Source organism: Streptomyces chengmaiensis (assembly GCF_029846775.1).
GTDB classification, from domain to species: domain Bacteria; phylum Actinomycetota; class Actinomycetes; order Streptomycetales; family Streptomycetaceae; genus Streptomyces; species Streptomyces chengmaiensis.
In genome coordinates, this window is record NZ_JARWBG010000006.1 from 77,577 (window position 1) to 95,031 (window position 17,455).

The window sequence follows — 17,455 nt, forward strand, 5'->3', positions numbered from 1 at the left end:
GCGGTGTGACGGTTCCATCGGCGGGGGTTGGCTGCACCCCCACGGTGTCCGGCGGTGCGGCGGCTTCTTCGGCCGGGGTTGGCTGCCCCCCTACCGCGTCCGGCGGTGCGGCGGCTCCATCGGCCGGGGCCGTTCCTGAGCCGCCCGCCGCCGACCCGGCGGCGGGCGGCTCGACCCCGTCCGCGGCGGGCGCGGCCGTACCGGCCGCGCCCGGTCCCGCGGCGACGCCGACGGAGATCACGGAGGCCGCCCTCCGCGCACTGCCCACCGCCGCCGCCGCGGAACTGCTCCGCACCCGGGGAACACCCGCGACCCCCGTTGCCGAAGACCTCGCCGACCTGCGCCACGACCCGCGTTTCACCGGCTCGATCAGCCTGGACGCCCATGGCGCACCCGCCGTTCCCGACCCCTGGACCTGGAACTGACAACGGAGCCCGAGATGACCGTCACGCTGCACGATCTGCTGCCCGCCCGGCTGCGCCGCTCCTGGGCCGTCGACGCTGCCGTCCCCGACCTCGACGTCTACAGCCTCTACCGCGCGCGCCAGATCGCCGACCCGCACCGCACCGCGATCCTCGACGCCAAGGGGAAGCTCTGCTACACGGCCATGGACCGAAAAGTCCGCTCCCTCGCCGTCGGTCTCAGAGGACTCGGCATACGCCCCGGCGAAGTCGTCGCCGTACAGCTCCCCAACGGCCGCAACGCCGTCATCGCCGATCTGGCCATCGCCGCCGTCGGCGCGGTCGCACTGCCCTTCCCCGTGGGTCGCGGCAGCCTGGAGGCGGAGTGCCTGCTGCGCCGTGCCCGGGCCGTCGCCGTCATCGCCGCGGTCGAGCACCGGGGGAACACCCACGCCGCGGACCTGTACGCCCTCTCACCGACCCTGCCCGCGCTGCGCCATGTCATCGCGGCGGGCAAGGGCGGCACCGCCCCCGAAGGAACGATTCCGCTCGCCGATCTGCTGCGCTCCGACCCCGCTGACTTCGTCGCGGAGCGCCCCGACCCCGACAGCCCGGCCCGCATCCTCGTCTCCTCCGGCTCCGAGGCTGAGCCCAAGATGATCGCGTACTCGCACAACGCGCTCGCCGGCGGCCGCGGCAACTTCCTCGGCTCCCTCCTCCCCGACGACACCCCGCCCCGCTGTCTGTTCCTGGTGCCGCTGGCCTCCGCGTACGGCTCCAACGGCACGGCCGTCACCCTGGCGCGGCACGGCGGCACACTCGTCCTGCTCGACCACTTCACCGCGGAGGCGGCGCTCGCGGCGATCCGCGAACACCGGCCGACACATGTGCTGGGCGTGCCGACGATGGTGCGGATGATGCTGGAGCGCCTCGACGCCGAAAGCACCTCGCAGGACGGCACGGCGTCGCCGGACGAACTCCCCGCGCCCACCGCGCTCGTCCTCGGCGGATCCATCCTCGACGAGACGACCGCCGAGAAGGCCCGCCGCGCCTTCCGCTGCCCGGTGGTCAATCTGTACGGGTCGGCCGACGGGGTCAACTGCCATACGGGCCTGGCCATGGAGCCCCCGGAGTCGCAGGGGCCCGGAGTGGTCGCGGGCCGGCCCGACCCGCAGGTCGCCGAGATCCGCATCATGGAGCCCGACAGCGACGGTCTGCGGGAGGCCGCGGAGGGCGCCGTCGGCGAGATCGCGGCACGCGGCCCGATGACCCCGCACTGCTATGTCGGCTCCCCGGACCTCGACGCCCGCTACCGCACGCCGGACGGCTGGGTGCGCACCGGAGACCTCGGGTTCCTCGACAAGGAGGGGGTCCTGCACGTCGTGGGCCGTCTCAAGGACGTGGTGATCCGGGGCGGCGCGAACATCAGCCCCGCCGAAGTCGAACGGGAGCTGACGGCCCACCCTCTCGTACGGGACGTGGTCTGCGTCGGGGTGCCCGACGAGCTGATGGGCGAACGGCTCGCGGCCTGCGTGGTGCCGCACGCCGCCGAGCAGCCCACCCTCGACTCGCTGTGCGAGCTGCTCATGGAACGCGGTCTGGAGCGGCGCAAGCACCCCGAGCGGCTGCTTCTGGTCGGCGAACTCCCGCTCACGCCCGCGGGCAAGCCGGACCGCAAGGCCGTGCAGAAGCGCTGCGCGGCAGAGGCCGTCTGACAATCGGCCCGCCCCGGCACGGCTGAACCCGTCCGGACGCGACGAGGCCGGGGCGGCGGCACCCGCCCCGGCCTCTCGCTGTCCCACTGAGGAGGTTCTACCCCGTCAGAGGCCTTTTCAGCCCTTGTTCATCGTCTTCTTCAGTTCGTCGGCGGCGTTGCGGTATACGGACAGCAGATCCAGGTCGTCTCCCGGATAGTTGACGATCTTCACCTGCTTCGCGCCGGAGTCCGGCAGCACCGTCCCCGTCGACATATGGGCGTTGTCCAGGACGAGCGCCGGCTTCTCCTTCGTCAGCGCGGCGAGCTGCGCCGGGGTCACCGCCTCGGGACCGTACGTCCCCACGGTCCGCGCGCCCGCCATCTCGGCCGCCCACGCCGTGAACACCTGGGAGACGACGGCCGGGCTCTTCCCGCCGGGCCAGGCGGTCTTCAGCTCCTGCGACAGCTTGTCGTACTCGGAGGTGAACGAGGACTTCCACCGGGCCGCGCTGTCCTTCGTCCCGAACATCCCGCCCAGACGCTCGACTTCGGCGGCCGCCTTGTCAGCGCTGTTGTCGAGTTTCACCTCGACCAGCTCGGCGTCGGAGCCGGCCGCCTCCTTGATCTTCTCCGCGTACGGCTCGAAGGGCGCGTAGAGCACGAAGTCGGCCTTGGCCACGGCGGCGAGGTCGGACGGCTTGGGGTCGTAGTCGGGGGCGTGGTGCACGGACTGCGGCACGATGACCGTGACGTCCTCGGCGCCCGCGGCCTTGGCGAGCGCGCCCTCCCAGGTCGTGGTCGCCACGACGACCGGCTTGCCGTCCTTCCCGTCCTCACCCTTCGGGGGGGCGACGCCCTTCGCGGGGGCGGGCTTCGCCGCCTCCCCGCACCCGGCGAGCAGGGTCAGTGACGCGGCCGCGCCGACGGCGAGGAGGGGGCGGAGGCCGTGGATGAAACGGACGCGGTTGCGCGCCATGAGCTGATTCTCCGTTCAGGGATGAGATGGACGCCGAGGACGACCGCCCCCGCCGTCAGTACGAGTACCGGGCCGGGCGGCAGGTCCAGCCGGAGCGCGACGAGGAACCCGGTCACGTTCACGGCGACTCCGATGCCGACCGCCCACAGGGTGATCGACTTCAGGGAGGAGCCCAGGCGGCGGGCCGCGAGGGCCGGCAGCAGGGTCAGCGCGTCGACGAGCAGCGCCCCGGTGAGCTTGATGGCGCCGGCTACGGCGACCGCGACCAGGACGAGCAGCACCAGGGTCAGCCCGCGTACCCGCACGCCCGAGCACTGGGCGAGCTCCCGGTCGTACAGCAGCAGCGCCACATCGCGACGCCGCCAGAAGAACAGTCCGGGCACGGCTGCGGCCAGCAGCCCGAGCACCACGAGATCGGCGGTGCCGACGGACAGGATGGACCCCCAGAGCAGGGCGAACGCCCCGGAGGCATTGACTCCGGAGACCGCGAGCACCAGCAGCGCCGCGGCGATGGCGAGGCTCATCAACAGCCCCATGGCCCCCGACAGCCCGTCAGGCGTACGGGCGAGCGGGGCGACGCCCGCACCGGCGAGGGCACAGGCCACCAGGGCGCACAGCACGGGGTCGAGACCCGTCAGCAGGCCGACCGCGATGCCCAGCAGGGCCACGTGCATCATCGCGAACCGCACCGGCATGATGTCGAGCCCGACGATCACCACGCCCACGATCGGCAACCCGACCGCGGCGAGCAGCAGCGCGAATCCGGCGCGCTGCACGGGCAGCAGTTGCAGCAGCTCCCCGACGTCCGCGGCTGTGGTCACCGCCAGCATGCCCGTCGCCGCGGTCACCGGACCTCCCGCAGCCGGCCGGCGGCCATCTCCAGCACCCGGTCGCAGCGGTCGGCCAGGGCCCGGTCATGAGTCACCACCACCAGCGTCACCGGCAGTGAGGTCAGCAGATCGGCCGCCTCCTCCTGGCCGGCGAAGTCCAGTGCGGCGGTCGGCTCGTCGGCCAGCACCACCCCGGCCCCGGCCGCCACACAGCCGAGGGCGCGCGCCAGATGCATCCGCTGCAACTGCCCCCCGGACAGCGTGTGCAGCGGCCTGTGCATCAGCCCGCCCACGCCCAACTGCTCCGCGGCCTCAGCCGCCTCGACGGGTGCGCCGGAGCTGTGCAGCAACTCCTGTGCGAGCAGCGGAAACCGCCCCCCGGCCGGCTTCTGCGGAATCCAGCCGCAGGCCCGCCGCCGCCAGGCCCACTCGGCCGCGGTGCGGCTGCCGCGCCCGCCGACCCGGATCTCCCCGGCCCACTGCCGGTGCAGCCCGAGGACGGCGCGCAGCAGCGTGCTCTTCCCGGAGCCGTTCGTGCCGGTCAGCGCCACCCGCTCCCCGGCGGCGACCTCGAGATCCACGTCCCGTACGGCCTCGACCCGCCCATGCCGGCAGGCGACGTCGCGCATCCGTATGTCCAGCCCGCCCATGCCGCACCCTTCGCCTCTCGCTCGCGGGTCCCTTGTCTGGGCAGTAGTCGGACGACGGCGGCTTTCAGTTCCCGGCGGGGGCGGTGGAGCCGGAAACGGCGGGAGTCACGCGCGGCAGCGGTACGGGCGTCGCGTGCGGGAACGGCGCTGTGCGCAGGAAGTGTGCAGCGTGCGGGAACGGCGCTGTGCGCAGCAAGCGTGCAGGAAGTGTGCAGCGTGCGGGAACGGCGCTACACGCAGGAAGGGCACAGCCCGCGGTAGGTGACCTCCGCCTGGGACACGGTGAAGCCGAACCGCTCCTTTGAAGGGAGGTCGGCCAGCGGATCGCCGGTGGGGTGGACATCGCGGATGGCGCCGCAGCCGGAGCAGACCAGGTGCTGGTGCGGACGGTGCGCGTTGGGGTCGTAGCGCTTGGCGCGGCCGTCGGTGGAGACCTCTATGACCTCGCCGAGCGCGACCAGCTCGCCCAGGGTGTTGTACACGGTCGCACGGGAGATCTCGGGCAGCCGCTGTGCCGCGCGGGCGTGCACCTCGTCGGCCGTGAGATGCACATGGTCGCCGTCGAGGACCTCCGCGACGACACGCCGCTGGGAGGTCACTCGCCAGCCACGCCCTCGCAGTCGCTGCAGCAGGTCGCTCATATCGGTTTCACCTATTCAGGCTCGGCGGGATGCCCGGAGTTTACCGGCGGCTGTCCGGACCCCCATTGGGTGTAGCTGAGGTGAGCTTCTTGACCTGGACTCTGTCCATCGTAGGATCGGTTCCGGCGATAGCCAAGGGACAGGAGACTCCAGTGGAGCTACGTACCGCCGGCCGAAGAGGAACGGCCGCCCGCGTCGCGCCGCTTGAGACCACTCGCTGACCGCGGCGGGCCTCGTACGCGAAACAGAACCGTTCGGCAGCCCGGCCCCAGTACGACGGACGCGCCGGGGACAAGCACCGTGATCCGCCTCATCCGGAAGGATTCCCATGGCTGAGAACCCTGATGCAATCGTGACCGACGCGAAGACGGAGGACATGGGCGGCTGCCCGGTCGCGCACGCGCGCGCCCCGCACCCGACTCAGGGGGGCGGAAACCAGCAGTGGTGGCCGGAGCGGCTCAATCTGAAGATCCTCGCCAAGAACCCCGCCGTGGCCAACCCGCTCGGCGAGGACTTCGACTACGCCGAGGCCTTCCGTTCCCTCGACCTCGCGGCCGTGAAGCGGGACGTCGCCAAGACGCTGACCACCTCGCAGGACTGGTGGCCCGCCGACTTCGGCCATTACGGCCCGTTCATCATCCGGATGGCGTGGCACAGCGCGGGCACCTACCGGATCAGCGACGGCCGCGGCGGCGCCGGGGCCGGCCAGCAGCGCTTCGCCCCCCTCAACAGCTGGCCGGACAACGGGAACCTCGACAAGGCCCGCCGCCTGCTGTGGCCGGTCAAGAAGAAGTACGGCCAGAGCCTCTCCTGGGCCGACCTCATGATCCTCGCCGGCAATGTCGCCCTGGAGACCATGGGCTTCAAGACCTTCGGCTTCGCCGGCGGCCGTGAGGACGTCTGGGAGCCCGAGGAGGACGTCTACTGGGGCCCCGAGTCCACCTGGCTCGGCGACGAGCGCTACACCGGCGACCGGAATCTGGAGAACCCCCTCGGTGCGGTCCAGATGGGCCTGATCTACGTCAACCCGGAGGGCCCGAACGGCAACCCGGACCCGCTCGCCGCGGCCCGCGACATCCGTGAGACGTTCCGGCGGATGGCGATGAACGACGAGGAGACGGTCGCTCTGATCGCGGGCGGCCACACCTTCGGCAAGACCCACGGCGCGGGCCCCGCGGACGCGGTCGGCCCCGACCCGGAGGCCGCCCCGATCGAGGCGCAGGGCCTCGGCTGGAAGAACAGCCACGGCACCGGCAAGGGCGGCGACACGATCACCAGCGGTCTGGAGGGGATCTGGACGAACACCCCGACGGCCTGGGACAACAGCTTCCTGGAGATCCTTTTCGGCTATGAGTGGGAGCTGTTCAAGAGCCCCGCAGGCGCCCATCAGTGGAGGCCCAAGGACGGCGCGGGGGCGGGCACCGTCCCCGACGCCCACGACCCGTCGAAGAGCCACGCCCCGACGATGCTCACGACGGACCTCTCCCTGCGCTTCGACCCGGCGTACGAGCAGATCTCCCGGCGCTTCCTCGAGAACCCCGACGAGTTCGCGGACGCCTTCGCACGGGCCTGGTTCAAGCTGACCCACCGCGACATGGGCCCGGTCGTGCGCTACCTCGGCGCGGAGGTGCCGGCCGAGACGCTGCTGTGGCAGGACCCGCTGCCGGAGCGGACGTACGAGCTGATCGACGCCGAGGACATCGCCTCCCTCAAGAGCCGGATCCTCGCCGCCGACCTGTCGGTGTCCCAGCTCGTGTCCACCGCCTGGGCCTCGGCCTCCTCCTTCCGCGGCAGCGACAAGCGCGGCGGCGCCAACGGCGCGCGCATCCGCCTCCAGCCGCAGAGCGGGTGGGAGGTCAACGACCCCGACCGGCTGGCGACTGTGCTGCGCACGCTGGAGGGCGTCCGGGACTCCTTCAACGCCGCCCAGACCGGCGGCAAGCAGGTCTCCCTCGCCGACCTGATCGTCCTCGCCGGCGGCACGGCCGTCGAGAAGGCCGCCCAGGACGCGGGCTTCGACGTCGAGGTCCCCTTCACACCGGGCCGTGTGGACGCCTCCCAGGACCAGACCGACATCGAGTCCTTCGCCGCGCTCGAGCCGACCGCCGACGGATTCCGCAACTACCAGGGCAAGGGCAACCGCCTCCCCGCCGAGTACCTGCTGCTCGACCGGGCGAACCTGCTGACCCTGAGCGCCCCCGAGATGACGGTCCTCGTCGGGGGCCTCCGCGTCCTGGGCGCGAACTTCCAGCAGTCGCCGCTCGGCGTCTTCACGGATGCCCCGGCGTCGCTGACCAACGACTTCTTCGTCAACCTCCTCGACCTCGGCACCACCTGGCATGCGACCTCCGAAGACGCCAACACCTTCGAGGGCCGCTCCACCGCCACGGGCGAGGTCAGGTGGACCGGCACCCGCGCCGACCTCGTCTTCGGCTCGAACTCCGAGCTCCGCGCCGTGGCGGAGGTCTACGCGAGCGACGACGCGAAGGAGAAGTTCGTCCACGACTTCGTCGCGGCCTGGGCCAAGGTGATGGAACTGGACCGCTTCGACCTCTCCTGACCGCACCGCACTGAACAGCTGCTGATGGCCGCCACCCTCAGGGGGTGGCGGCCATCAGCGGCTTCCCGGACGCCCACGCGGACCGTCCGAGCCCGCGGCCCCGCCCCGGCGGGGGGTCGCCCCGACGGGCTGGCATCCTGGGTTCCATGAAGATCGCGACCGTCCAGTTCACCTGCGTCCCCGCTGATGTGTCTGCGAACGTGAAGCAGATGGTTGCGCTGATCGCCGAGGCGCGTGTGCAGGGTGCCGAGTTGGTGGTGTTCCCCGAGCTGGCGCTGACGGGGTACGAGCTCGAAGCCGTACTCGCCCGTCGTGATCTTTGGGTACGGGCGGACGACTTGCGGCTGGACGCGATCCGGACGGGCGGTGTCGCCAGCGTCGTCAACTGTGCTGCGGTCACCGACGGGGAGCGGCCTGCCATCGAGACGCTGGTTTTCGGGGCCGACGGCGAACTGATCACTACGTATCGCAAGCAGCATTTGTTCGAGCACGAGCAGGGCGTGTTCGCAGCAGGGCAGCACGACGGGCGATTCGAGCTTGGAGGGCTTCGCTTCGCTCTGGCCACGTGCTTCGACAACCACTTCACCGAGCTGGCCTCCCGGGGCGCCGCCGACGGGTGTCAGGTGCACCTGTCCAGCTCGCTGTATGGCACGGGTGGCGGAGTGGAAGAGCTGGCGACGGTGTATCCGGGCATCGCCAAGGACTTCGATCTGCATGTCGTCGTGGCCAACCATGTCGGCCCGGCCGGCGCATGGACCGGCTGTGGCCGCTCCGCACTGTGGGCCCCGGGCGGAGTCCTGCTCGCCGAGGCCGATGCCGACCGGCCCATGGTGGTCACCGCCGAGGTCGGATAGAGCATGGCCCGGGTCGGCATCGGAGCCAGATCAGATATGCGGCACCGGTGACGGCATCGGCATCGGCATCGGTGCCGGTAACCGGACGGCGGCAGCCGCGCTCACCAGCCGTGGCACGCGGCTGTGTTGACTGCGGCAAGCGGCAGGCGGTGCCCGTGTGGTGCGGCTGCCGGCCGGGAAAGTCGTTGACCGTCCGCTCGTGTCACATGTCGCCGGCGCGCTCGTCGCTGCGTCCTGCGAGCCCGTTGCGCCAGGCCCAGGCCGCGATCTCCACGCGGTTTCTGGCGGTGAGTTTGGCCTGGATGTTGCCGAGGTGCGTCTTGACCGTGCCGACGGTGATGGACAGCGCGGCGGCGATCTCGGCATTGGTCAGGCCTTCGGCCAGCAGCATCACCACCTGCTCCTCACGCGGGGACAGCAGGGTGGCGGGCGCGGGTCGGGAGGAGACGGCACGGAGCCGTTTCAGGAGCCGTACGGTGATCGACGGGCTGACCAGGGAGTCACCGGCCGCGGCCGCGCGAACCGCTTCGGCGAGCAGGCGTGGACCGGAGTCCTTGAGAATGAATCCGCAGGCGCCCGCCTCCACCGCGCGGGTCAGATATTCGTCATCGTCGAAGGTGGTCACCATGACGACCTGCGGCCGGTGCGCGGCGTGGGGCCGGGTGAGCCGGCGCAGCGCGTCCAGGCCATCCAGGCGCGGCATCCGGATGTCCATGAGGACGACGTCCGGCCGGTGCAACGCGGCCATCTCCAGGGCTTGGAGGCCGTCTTCGGCGTGGGCGACGACGTCGATGTCGTCCTCGACGGACAGGATCATCGCCATGCCGGTGCGGACTATCTCCTGGTCGTCGGCGAGAAGTACCCGGATCACGGAAGGTCCCTCCACTCGCTGTCGAAGGGAATCCGGGCGCTCACTCGCCATCGTCCCTGGTCGTCGGGGCCCGCTTGGAAGCTGCCGCCCTCAGCCGTGACGCGTTCCTCCAGCCCGATGAGACCGTAACCCGCCGCCGTGTACCCGCCGGGGCCGGCGCGGTCGCTGACGATGTCGAGTTCGGCGGTCCGGGAAAGGGCCCCGAGCGTCACGGACACCTGTCGGGAACCCGGCGCGTGCTTGCGCACATTGGTCAGCGACTCCATGACGACCCGGTGCACGACTGCCATGACCGCCGTGGGCAGGCTCCCGACGGGGCCCTCCTCCACCAGGCGGGCCGACCCGCCGCCGGGCAGGGCGAACCCGGCCACCAGGGCGCGTAGCTGCTCGGCGTCGCCCCCCGGTACGGGACGCCCCTCTTTCCGCAGTCCGCCCACCATGTTCCGCAGAGCCCCGAGAGCCTCCGATCCGGCCCGTTCGATCTGCTCCAGTGCCGCTGCGGTCATCTCCGGCCTGGCAGCCGCGACCGCCTGGGCTCCCTGAGCCTGTACGACGATGCCCGTCACATGGTGTGCCACGAAGTCGTGAAGGTCCCGGGCGAAGGCCAGACGCTGCTCAAGGCGCACCCGCTCCGCGTGACGCCCGCGGTCGGCGGCCACCAGCCGGGCCGCGAGCGCCCCGACCAGCGCGGCGCACACCGCGAACGTGCAGAACACCGTCACGATCAGGCTGTTCTCGCTCGCGTCCACGGCCACCGGCCGCAGGACCACCGCCGTGCACAGCACGACGGCCGCCGGGGCGGTCGGCCGCGGAGCGCCGTGCCGGACGACGATCACCAGCACCGCGATCAGCACGCTGATCTCGAACAAGGTGTAGGCGTCAGCACGCTGCGCCGACGACCCCGGCCGCCCTGCCTCGATGTGCATCGCCGCGCTGCATGCCAGGGACACCGCCCCCGCAAGCCCTCCGGCCGCCGCCAGCGCCCACGGTCCGAGGCGCGAGCGGCGCACCGCCAAGGCGAGCACCATCGGCAGCGCCGCCGCGGCCGAGATACGCGCTTGCGGCGCGAGAGAGGTTTCGTAGACACCGCTGCGGTAGTCGACGGCGAGCGCCAGCGCCAGGACGGCCCCCACGGCGGCGGCGCCGAGACAGCCCAGCACCCCACGCACTCGTGAGGAGCGGCGGCGGGAGAACACGACATGCATACGGGCAGCCTATGTACCCGCCGCGCCGCGCCCCTCTGCCGAAAGTCATAGCGCCCCCTGCCGGTTTCCGTCTTCCGGCAGATCCGCAACGCCCCGCCGGCGGGACAGGATCGCTTCTCCGACCCCGTACCGGCATGTCGCAGGAGCACCGTGAACTTCCAGACTCAGATCCCCACCGCCGCCGTCCTCGGACCGGCACTCGTGGTCTTCGCCCTCGTCGCGCTCTCCCGCCGACGACGCAGCATCCCCGGGTGGCACGGCGGCCCGTTGGCGCTCCGGGCCGTCACCGCGCTCTACGGGACGGCGGTCGCCTCACTCACGTTCTTCCCCCTGTGGATCTACGGAGGCATCTACCGCAACCAGGTGCCGTGGACCGGGCAGATCCAGCCGATCCCGCTGATCACGGCCGACATCTCCATGCTCCCCAACGTGATCATGTTCATTCCGCTCGGCTTCCTGCTGCCGCTGCTCTCCCGCCGCTACAACACCTGCGGCCGCACGGTTGTGACCTGCGCCCTCATCAGCCTCGGCATCGAGCTCACCCAACTGCTCCAGTACATCGCCTTCACGACCGGCCGCGCCGTCGACGTCAACGACCTGATCGCCAACACCGTCGGCGGCCTTGCCGGCTACGCCGTCCTGCGCGCCGCGCAGCGCGCGGACGCCACGGGCGCCGCACTGAACAGGCTCTCCTCGACGCCCGGCGTCTGAGCCCGTCCGACGCCGGGCACCCGGGGCAGTCCGAAACCACGCGCATGCCAAGTTTCATGGGGCACACCATCGAAGGGACCTGCATTTGCGCAGTTCAGATGCCCTAGAAGGCCCAGAACTACGACAGCCCCCGCCGCGACGGAGGCTGATCGCGGGCAACTGCGTGCCTCAGGCGGGCAGGTAGCCGTCCTTAATCGCTTCGACGCATGTCGACCAAGGGGTCTGCGATCTCCACGCAGCTTTGGCTATATCGCGTTCTTGGCCCTTGTCAGCGCTGCCTTGTACTCCTCGGTCCACTCAGCGTTCATGTGCTCGGGAGGGAGCCCCGCTACGCCAGCCCCGAGGTTCTCGGCAGCCTCTGACCAGTCTCCGAGGCCGAAGTGGACCATGCCGATGTTCATCCGGAAGAACGTCGGGCTGTACCAGTACACGGAAGGGGGCGGGGCTGCCTTGTCCCCGGTCATGTTTTCGATCATGGACGAGGCGGTGTCGAGCATTCGGCGTGCGTCCTCGTGGTGCCGCTGCTGCCCTACGCCCTCCATGCGGGCAACTGCTTCGGCAAGGCCCGCGTGTCCTTGAGCGGCTTGGAGGGTGTCAAAGGTGCGCTGCACATAGTGAGCGCCTGGTGATTCTCGGGCAGCGATGGACGCACGGACGACACCAGGCCAGTTGCCGCGCTGCCTGGCCACGTAGCCCCGGAAGCTGATCGCGAGTGCTGCGGTGACAGGATCATTCGCTTCATCGGCTAGCTCTTCGGCCTTTACGAAAAGTCGTACAGCCTCTTGGTCCTTGCGCAGTGAGGCATGGAGCCACCCCGCAAACCGGATCCATTCAGCGACCACGGCGCGGAGGCGTAGACCTACGTCAGCGTTTCCAGACTTCCCCGATTCGCTCACCAGGGTTTCAAGTGTGGACAGCTGTACGGTAGTTGGTCCCAACAGTACGGCAGATCCAAGTGCGTCATCAAGGCGTCTCTGCGCGGCCAGCACATCCCCAAGCGCTCTTACAGCATCGTCGTCGACGCGGGACGGGTGGGCGAGGCAGTGTGCGAACCGCGCACGATCATCGGTGTTGAGCGTGGACACGAGTTCCGTCAGAGCGCCGTCAACGCCTAAGAGGTGGTCCAGAGCCTCGGCCAGCTGTGGAGATGGTTTCTGCTTGCCGTTGAGCACCCGTGACAGGTACCCGACGTCATACCCCGTCGCACGGGCGGCGGCACGCATCGAATAGCCGTTGTCCCGCAAGGCGCGTCGGGCGAGATCGGAGAAGGCGCTCACGGCGGACTCCAAAGGGTGTTGACCGTTGCTCCCAGAGTAATCAACACCGGTCAACTTACGCGTGAGCAGAACGGTGCTCAACGATGGCAGGCAAAGACCCCCGCGACGGGCGCAACCGTCCGGGGGCGTGGCCAACGCGTGCTGATTGGAGCGTTGACGTGACTGACCTTATCCGTGTGCTCGCCATGTGGGCGAGAGTGACCTTTTGGCCCCGTGGCGGGGATCGGCATCGTGCCCGCCGGGCCGTCCGGGCGCATTGGCCCGTAATGCACAGTCCGGCCGTGCCGGTGGCCGCTGAGCGGCGTGCGGGCCGTCCGGCGGGGATTCCCGCGCTGCGGTCGCCCTACGGACTGGATGAGCCGCTGAACGGCAGCGATAACGCGCTCGTCCGGCCGTATCTGGTGGCGTGGGAGCGTGGGCAGGATCAGGCCCGGCAGCAGAGGCGGCGGCTGACGCTGGTCCTCGCGGCGGATTTCGGCATCGACCTTGACGCCCACGCGGTCGACGCGGGGGGTGCCTGATGACCAACTCCCCTGAGTCTCCTGGGGCAGAGGCGTGTGAGGTCTGCGGGTCGACGGCGGGCCCTCTGGCGACCGTCACGACCGACACGGCGGGCGGCGCGTGGCACCGGCGGGTGTGCCAGTCGTGCGCGGCGGACGGTGTCGGCAGGGCGCCTGTAGCGGGGCGGCGGGCGGCGCGGATGTGCGTGCGGTGCAACACGCTGACGTCGCGGCCGGTGGTCGTCTCCGAGGTGCACGCAGGCTCCGGGCCTGGTTTCAACGTCTATGCCTGCGCCGAGTGCGCGCCGCACTTCCCGGTGCTGCCGGACGCGCTGGATCTGCTGGAGTCCGGATGGCGCAAGCGGACGGAGGGCGGGCGGTGAACGCGGCACGCACGGTCGCCCAGGTACGGGCAGACGCAGAGCGCTCCGGCCGGTCCGGTGAGTGCGAGATGGGCGAGCACTCCTTCTGCCACCCGCAGGACGTCTACGCCAGCAGCACCCGCCACCGGGGAGAACTGCCGCTCTTCACGCTGCGGTGTACGTGCGCCTGCCACAAGGCCCCGCCGCCGGACGGCCGATAGCGCGGTCCCAAGGGCCGGCTCCCCATCCCTCGCATCGGTTCCTTCCCTTCTAGTCGGAACCACTGAGGCGGGCGGTCACGGTGAGGCCCCCCGGAGGATCACTCACCCGCCCTGCACGCTCGGTACCGTCTGGAATGGCGGGTGCGACACGAAGTCGCACGTTTTAACTGGACCGGCATTGAGGGGAGTTGGGCAATTGATTCTGACGATGCCGGTCCCAGACTCGTGTTCAGGTCTGTTCCCGCTCTGGCATGCGTCGCTGGCAACGGCGAGGTGTGGAGCCCAGAGAAACGCCGAAGGACCCTCGCGCCATTAGGGGTCACGGGCAAGGGAAATGGCTGGACGGGCGAATGCGAATGAACCCTCGCTGACACTTCGTAATCCAGGACCCTCACACTGGCGGCGCGTCAGGAGGGGCAGGGACCAGCGCAGACAGGCCGTACGGCCTGGTGGCGCAGGCGCGGCACGGTGCTGCTACCGCGCCGGAGAACACCGCCGTCCCCGGAGGAAAGAGGGCGCCCAACCCAGCCGCGCGTTAAACGTGCGGAACGTGGAAACCCCGTTACGGTCCGGGTAAATATGCCGGGTAGGCCAATCGTGAGAAAGGTTCAATTCCGTAGCGGGACAGGATGACCCAAGAAGCAAATGCCGGTAGGGCGAAAGCCCAGGTGAACGCGTTCTCAATATCGCGGATCCCCGCCGCTCGGGAACGTATAAGCCGCCGGATAGACGACTGCCACCGACCTCTTCATCACCCGCTCGGGTGGCGTGGGGGAGCCAAGGGGAGCAGAGGCCCGTCACCCGAAAGGGTGCTGACGTGGGTCAGGTGAGCTGACGAGGTCACCGCAGTAAGAGCGCAAGAACCGAGGGACAAGTTAGACGCTGGGAGGTACCGGATGAGCATGGTGGCCGAGACTACCGTGGCTCCAAAGGCAGCCTCTACGGTGAACGGACCCGAGGACGAGAACCCCGGCTGGCACGGCATCGACTGGGCCAAGCACGAGGCAAACGTACGGCGCTTGAGGCAGCGGATCTTCGTGGCTTCGCAGAAGGGTGACACCAAGCAGGTACGCAACCTGCAAAAGCTCATGCTGCGCTCGTACTCGAACACTCTGGTCGCGACCAGGCGAGTCACGCAGCAGAGCGGCGGCCGCAAGACGGCAGGACTGGACGGGGAAACCGCGCTGAACCCGCGCAAGCGGATGCAGCTGGCGGCCAAGGTCCACACCGAGGCCACTCCCTGGAGAGCCCAGCCGGTCAAGCGGGTGTACATCCCGAAGGCGAATGGGAAGCAGCGACCGCTCGGCATCCCGGTCATCCGTGACCGGGTACTCCAGGCCCGCGTGAAGAACGCGCTGGAGCCCGAATGGGAGGCCCGGTTCGAGCCCCGTTCCTATGGGTTCAGACCGGGTCGGTCGGCACATGACGCGATCGAGACGATCTACTCGACGCTGGCGCGCAAGGCCAGACGCGTGTGGATCCTCGACGCGGATCTGTCGGCGGCATTCGATCGCATCAACCACGACTACCTGCTGGAGGCCGTCGGAGACTTCCCTGCGAAGGGGCTGATCCGACAGTGGTTGAAGGCCGGCGTGGTCGATCGCGGAAAGTTCGCGGCCACCGAGGAGGGCACTCCTCAAGGTGGCGTGATCAGCCCACTGCTGATGAACATCGCGCTGCACGGGATCGAGGCAGCAGCCGGAGTGCACTACCGCCCCGTGCCCTCAAACGGCGTTCACGCCGGGAAGGCCATGGTGCGGGAAAGCTCTCCCACACTGGTTAGGTACGCCGATGACTTCGTCGCACTCTGCGCGACGAAGGAAGAGGCGACAGCGGTACGACAACGGCTCGTCGAATGGCTGGCTCCCCGGGGCCTGTCCCTGAACGAGGAGAAGACGAAGGTCGTCCACGTTGACACCGGGTTCGACTTCTTGGGATTCACCATCCGGCGCTACCGCAACGGCGTACTGCTGATCAAACCGAGCAAGGACGCTGTCAAGAGGATCCGGAGACGCCTGACCGAAGAGGTCAGGAACCTTCACGGCACAGACGCCTTATCGGTGATCCGTCGGCTCGCTCCCATCGTCCGGGGCTGGTCGGGGTACTACCGGCACGCGGTCTCGGCGGAGACGTTCGCCGACCTCAACCACCACGCCTTTCGGCTGCTGTGGCGGTGGGCGGTGCGGCAGCACCCGCGTAAGGGGCGCATCTGGGTCAGCGGGAGGTACTTCGGAAGGTTCAACCCGTCCCGGAAAGACAACTGGGTGTTCGGGCACCGCGCCAGCGGCGTCTTCCTGGTCAAGTTCTCCTGGACGAAGATCGTCCGCCATGCGGCCGTCAAGGGCTGGTCGTCTCCGGACGATCCCGCTCTGACCGCCTACTGGGCCGAGCGCCAACGGCGCAAACCGCTGCCACCGCTCAACAAGAGCGAACTGGCACTCGCGGTGAGGCAGAAGGGCCTGTGCCCACTGTGCGATCAGCCCCTCATCGGAGGCGCTGAGTACGAACCGGGCAATGTCCGAGAGTGGATCGCCTGGTTCGACGCAATGAGGAGGACGCTGCACACGCATCACTTCCTCATCTTCAAACGGCACGGTGGCGGCGACGAGCGAACCAACCTCCGCCTTGTTCACGATCACTGTCACCGGCGTCTCCATGCCACCGAGCAAAGCGGCAGGATCGCCACCGCCTCGGGCCCACCGGCCCGGGACACTTCACCGAAGCCGTCACGGCTTGCTTGAGCCGTGTGCCGCGACGAGTGGCACGCACGGTTCTGAGGGGGCCGGAGCGCAGCAATGCGCTCCGGCTACCCGACTTTCGAGCGCGGCCCGAACGCAACACGGATCAAGAGGAGTTCAGGTGATTGACGTGAGGCCCAGCCAGCAGATGCGAGACCTCGGCGTTGTCCAGCACGGCGCCGGCATCCTCGCCGAACCGGCCCGCGCTTTCGACCTGCCCGCCGAGCGCGACGAGGCCGAACGCATCACGGACGAACTGTTCGCCGCCATGGAGCGGATCGGCCAGGTCCACCCCTTCGCCAAGGGCATGGGCATCGCGGCCCCGCAGATCGGCATCGCACGCGCCGCCGCGGTCGTCCAGCCGCCCGGCAACGCCCCCGCCATCATCCTGCTCAACCCCCGGATCACCACCAGCTCCGACGAGACGGACGAGCAGTACGAGGGTTGCCTCAGCTTCTTCGACGTCCGCGGGCTCGTTCCCCGCCCCATGAAGATCACTACCGAGACCACGGCCCTGACCGGCGAGACCGTGACCACGGTGTACGAACGCGGTCTCGCCCGCCTCATCCACCACGAGATCGACCACCTCGACGGGCTGCTGTACACCGCACGCATGAGGACCGGCGTTGTCCCGATCCCCGTGGAGGAGTACCGGCAGACCGGCCATGCCTGGGTATATGACGGTGCCTGATCCAGAGGCCGCTCTGTGTACGCGCGCTGGCCCCGTCGCGTCCCCCTCGGCAGGCTGACTTGCCTCACCCCGCGGGAGGCCGGCGGAACCAGCGGAGGCCGCTCCCCCGGATGTGGGGTAGCGGCCTCCGCTGTTGTTCCTGACATCAAGTCTGAGAATTGGCCGGGTGGTGCACACCCGGTGCACAAGGACCTGGAGAACAGCTGGGAACAGTGAGAACTGCCGAGCATTGTTTCCGCAGCTCACGGCATGTTTCCAGGCTCTAGCCCCA

The 17,455-nt window shown here is 69.6% G+C and carries 16 protein-coding genes; 9 read left to right on the forward strand and 7 right to left on the reverse strand.

Annotated elements, in window-relative coordinates; genetic code table 11:
- Positions 1 to 439: 439 nt before the first annotated feature.
- Entirely contained in the window at positions 440 to 2,116 is a 1,677-nt protein-coding gene (locus QCN29_RS07950; protein WP_279927021.1) for a class I adenylate-forming enzyme family protein, read from the forward strand.
- A gap of 117 nt (positions 2,117 to 2,233) precedes the next feature.
- On the opposite strand, the gene QCN29_RS07955 is transcribed toward QCN29_RS07950, so the two are convergent.
- The 4 genes from QCN29_RS07955 to QCN29_RS07970 form a co-directional block, all read right to left on the reverse strand.
- Positions 2,234 to 3,073: a metal ABC transporter solute-binding protein, Zn/Mn family gene (locus QCN29_RS07955; RefSeq protein ID WP_279927022.1), complete on the reverse strand. Its 840-nt coding sequence runs from the start codon at positions 3,071 to 3,073 to the stop codon at positions 2,234 to 2,236.
- The gene (locus QCN29_RS07960) at positions 3,001 to 3,903 is read right to left on the reverse strand and encodes a metal ABC transporter permease (RefSeq protein ID WP_279927109.1); all 903 of its coding nucleotides are present in this window, start codon (positions 3,901 to 3,903) and stop codon (positions 3,001 to 3,003) included. The genes QCN29_RS07955 and QCN29_RS07960 overlap by 73 nt, the downstream gene beginning before the upstream one ends.
- A 14-nt stretch (positions 3,904 to 3,917) precedes the next feature.
- The gene (locus tag QCN29_RS07965; RefSeq protein WP_240135947.1) at positions 3,918 to 4,553 is read right to left on the reverse strand and encodes an ATP-binding cassette domain-containing protein; all 636 of its coding nucleotides are present in this window, start codon (positions 4,551 to 4,553) and stop codon (positions 3,918 to 3,920) included.
- Between the two features lie 230 nt (positions 4,554 to 4,783).
- Positions 4,784 to 5,194: a Fur family transcriptional regulator gene (locus QCN29_RS07970; RefSeq protein WP_279927023.1), complete on the reverse strand. Its 411-nt coding sequence runs from the start codon at positions 5,192 to 5,194 to the stop codon at positions 4,784 to 4,786.
- Between the two features lie 328 nt (positions 5,195 to 5,522).
- On the opposite strand from QCN29_RS07970, the gene katG reads away from it, so the two are divergent.
- Both katG and QCN29_RS07980 read left to right on the forward strand, forming a co-directional pair.
- The gene (gene katG, locus QCN29_RS07975; protein WP_279927024.1) at positions 5,523 to 7,754 is read left to right on the forward strand and encodes a catalase/peroxidase HPI; all 2,232 of its coding nucleotides are present in this window, start codon (positions 5,523 to 5,525) and stop codon (positions 7,752 to 7,754) included.
- A gap of 146 nt (positions 7,755 to 7,900) precedes the next feature.
- A complete protein-coding gene (locus QCN29_RS07980) occupies positions 7,901 to 8,608 on the forward strand; it encodes a carbon-nitrogen hydrolase family protein (RefSeq protein ID WP_279927025.1) in 708 nt (235 codons plus the stop codon).
- A 202-nt stretch (positions 8,609 to 8,810) separates the two neighbouring features.
- On the opposite strand, the gene QCN29_RS07985 is transcribed toward QCN29_RS07980, so the two are convergent.
- Together QCN29_RS07985 and QCN29_RS07990 are read right to left on the reverse strand one after the other, a co-directional pair.
- Complete coding sequence (locus QCN29_RS07985) at positions 8,811 to 9,530, reverse strand: response regulator transcription factor (protein WP_279927026.1); 720 nt, start codon at positions 9,528 to 9,530, stop codon at positions 8,811 to 8,813.
- Positions 9,476 to 10,684: a sensor histidine kinase gene (locus tag QCN29_RS07990; protein ID WP_279927027.1), complete on the reverse strand. Its 1,209-nt coding sequence runs from the start codon at positions 10,682 to 10,684 to the stop codon at positions 9,476 to 9,478. The genes QCN29_RS07985 and QCN29_RS07990 overlap by 55 nt, the downstream gene beginning before the upstream one ends.
- 150 nt (positions 10,685 to 10,834) lie before the next feature.
- Between QCN29_RS07990 and QCN29_RS07995 the strand changes: the two genes are divergently transcribed.
- Positions 10,835 to 11,395 carry a VanZ family protein gene (locus QCN29_RS07995; RefSeq protein WP_279927028.1) on the forward strand — a complete coding sequence of 187 codons (561 nt, stop codon included), beginning with the start codon at positions 10,835 to 10,837 and terminating at the stop codon, positions 11,393 to 11,395.
- 245 nt (positions 11,396 to 11,640) lie between these two features.
- Here the strand turns inward: QCN29_RS07995 and QCN29_RS08000 are convergent, their stop codons facing one another.
- On the reverse strand, positions 11,641 to 12,672 hold the full coding sequence (locus QCN29_RS08000) for a helix-turn-helix domain-containing protein (RefSeq protein ID WP_279927029.1): 1,032 nt from the start codon (positions 12,670 to 12,672) through the stop codon (positions 11,641 to 11,643).
- 281 nt (positions 12,673 to 12,953) lie between these two features.
- Here QCN29_RS08000 and QCN29_RS08005 point away from each other — a divergent pair, with 281 nt between their 5' ends.
- The 5 genes from QCN29_RS08005 to QCN29_RS08025 all read left to right on the forward strand — a co-directional run bounded on the left by QCN29_RS08005 (position 12,954) and on the right by QCN29_RS08025 (position 17,184).
- Positions 12,954 to 13,193: a hypothetical protein gene (locus QCN29_RS08005; RefSeq protein ID WP_279927030.1), complete on the forward strand. Its 240-nt coding sequence runs from the start codon at positions 12,954 to 12,956 to the stop codon at positions 13,191 to 13,193.
- A gap of 179 nt (positions 13,194 to 13,372) precedes the next feature.
- A complete protein-coding gene (locus tag QCN29_RS08010) occupies positions 13,373 to 13,555 on the forward strand; it encodes a hypothetical protein (RefSeq protein ID WP_279927110.1) in 183 nt (60 codons plus the stop codon).
- On the forward strand, positions 13,552 to 13,755 hold the full coding sequence (locus tag QCN29_RS08015; RefSeq protein ID WP_279927031.1) for a hypothetical protein: 204 nt from the start codon (positions 13,552 to 13,554) through the stop codon (positions 13,753 to 13,755). The genes QCN29_RS08010 and QCN29_RS08015 overlap by 4 nt, the downstream gene beginning before the upstream one ends.
- 902 nt (positions 13,756 to 14,657) lie before the next feature.
- The gene (ltrA, locus tag QCN29_RS08020; protein ID WP_450169258.1) at positions 14,658 to 16,496 is read left to right on the forward strand and encodes a group II intron reverse transcriptase/maturase; all 1,839 of its coding nucleotides are present in this window, start codon (positions 14,658 to 14,660) and stop codon (positions 16,494 to 16,496) included.
- Between the two features lie 118 nt (positions 16,497 to 16,614).
- Positions 16,615 to 17,184 (forward strand): peptide deformylase, encoded by a 570-nt coding sequence (locus tag QCN29_RS08025; protein WP_279927033.1) that lies wholly within the window; start codon positions 16,615 to 16,617, stop codon positions 17,182 to 17,184.
- Positions 17,185 to 17,455: the final 271 nt, after the last annotated feature.

Coding starts and splice junctions, on each gene's coding strand:
- QCN29_RS07955 (WP_279927022.1), bottom strand. CDS start 3,073: ATGGCGCGCAACCGCGTCCGTTTCATCCACGGCCTCCGCCCCCTCCTC.
- QCN29_RS07960 (WP_279927109.1), bottom strand. CDS start 3,903: ATGCTGGCGGTGACCACAGCCGCGGACGTCGGGGAGCTGCTGCAACTG.
- QCN29_RS07980 (WP_279927025.1), top strand. CDS start 7,901: ATGAAGATCGCGACCGTCCAGTTCACCTGCGTCCCCGCTGATGTGTCT.
- QCN29_RS07985 (WP_279927026.1), bottom strand. CDS start 9,530: ATGGCGAGTGAGCGCCCGGATTCCCTTCGACAGCGAGTGGAGGGACCT.
- QCN29_RS07950 (WP_279927021.1), top strand. CDS start 440: ATGACCGTCACGCTGCACGATCTGCTGCCCGCCCGGCTGCGCCGCTCC.
- QCN29_RS08010 (WP_279927110.1), top strand. CDS start 13,373: ATGTGCGTGCGGTGCAACACGCTGACGTCGCGGCCGGTGGTCGTCTCC.
- QCN29_RS07990 (WP_279927027.1), bottom strand. CDS start 10,684: ATGCATGTCGTGTTCTCCCGCCGCCGCTCCTCACGAGTGCGTGGGGTG.
- ltrA (WP_450169258.1), top strand. CDS start 14,658: ATGGTGGCCGAGACTACCGTGGCTCCAAAGGCAGCCTCTACGGTGAAC.
- QCN29_RS07965 (WP_240135947.1), bottom strand. CDS start 4,553: ATGGGCGGGCTGGACATACGGATGCGCGACGTCGCCTGCCGGCATGGG.
- QCN29_RS07970 (WP_279927023.1), bottom strand. CDS start 5,194: ATGAGCGACCTGCTGCAGCGACTGCGAGGGCGTGGCTGGCGAGTGACC.
- katG (WP_279927024.1), top strand. CDS start 5,523: ATGGCTGAGAACCCTGATGCAATCGTGACCGACGCGAAGACGGAGGAC.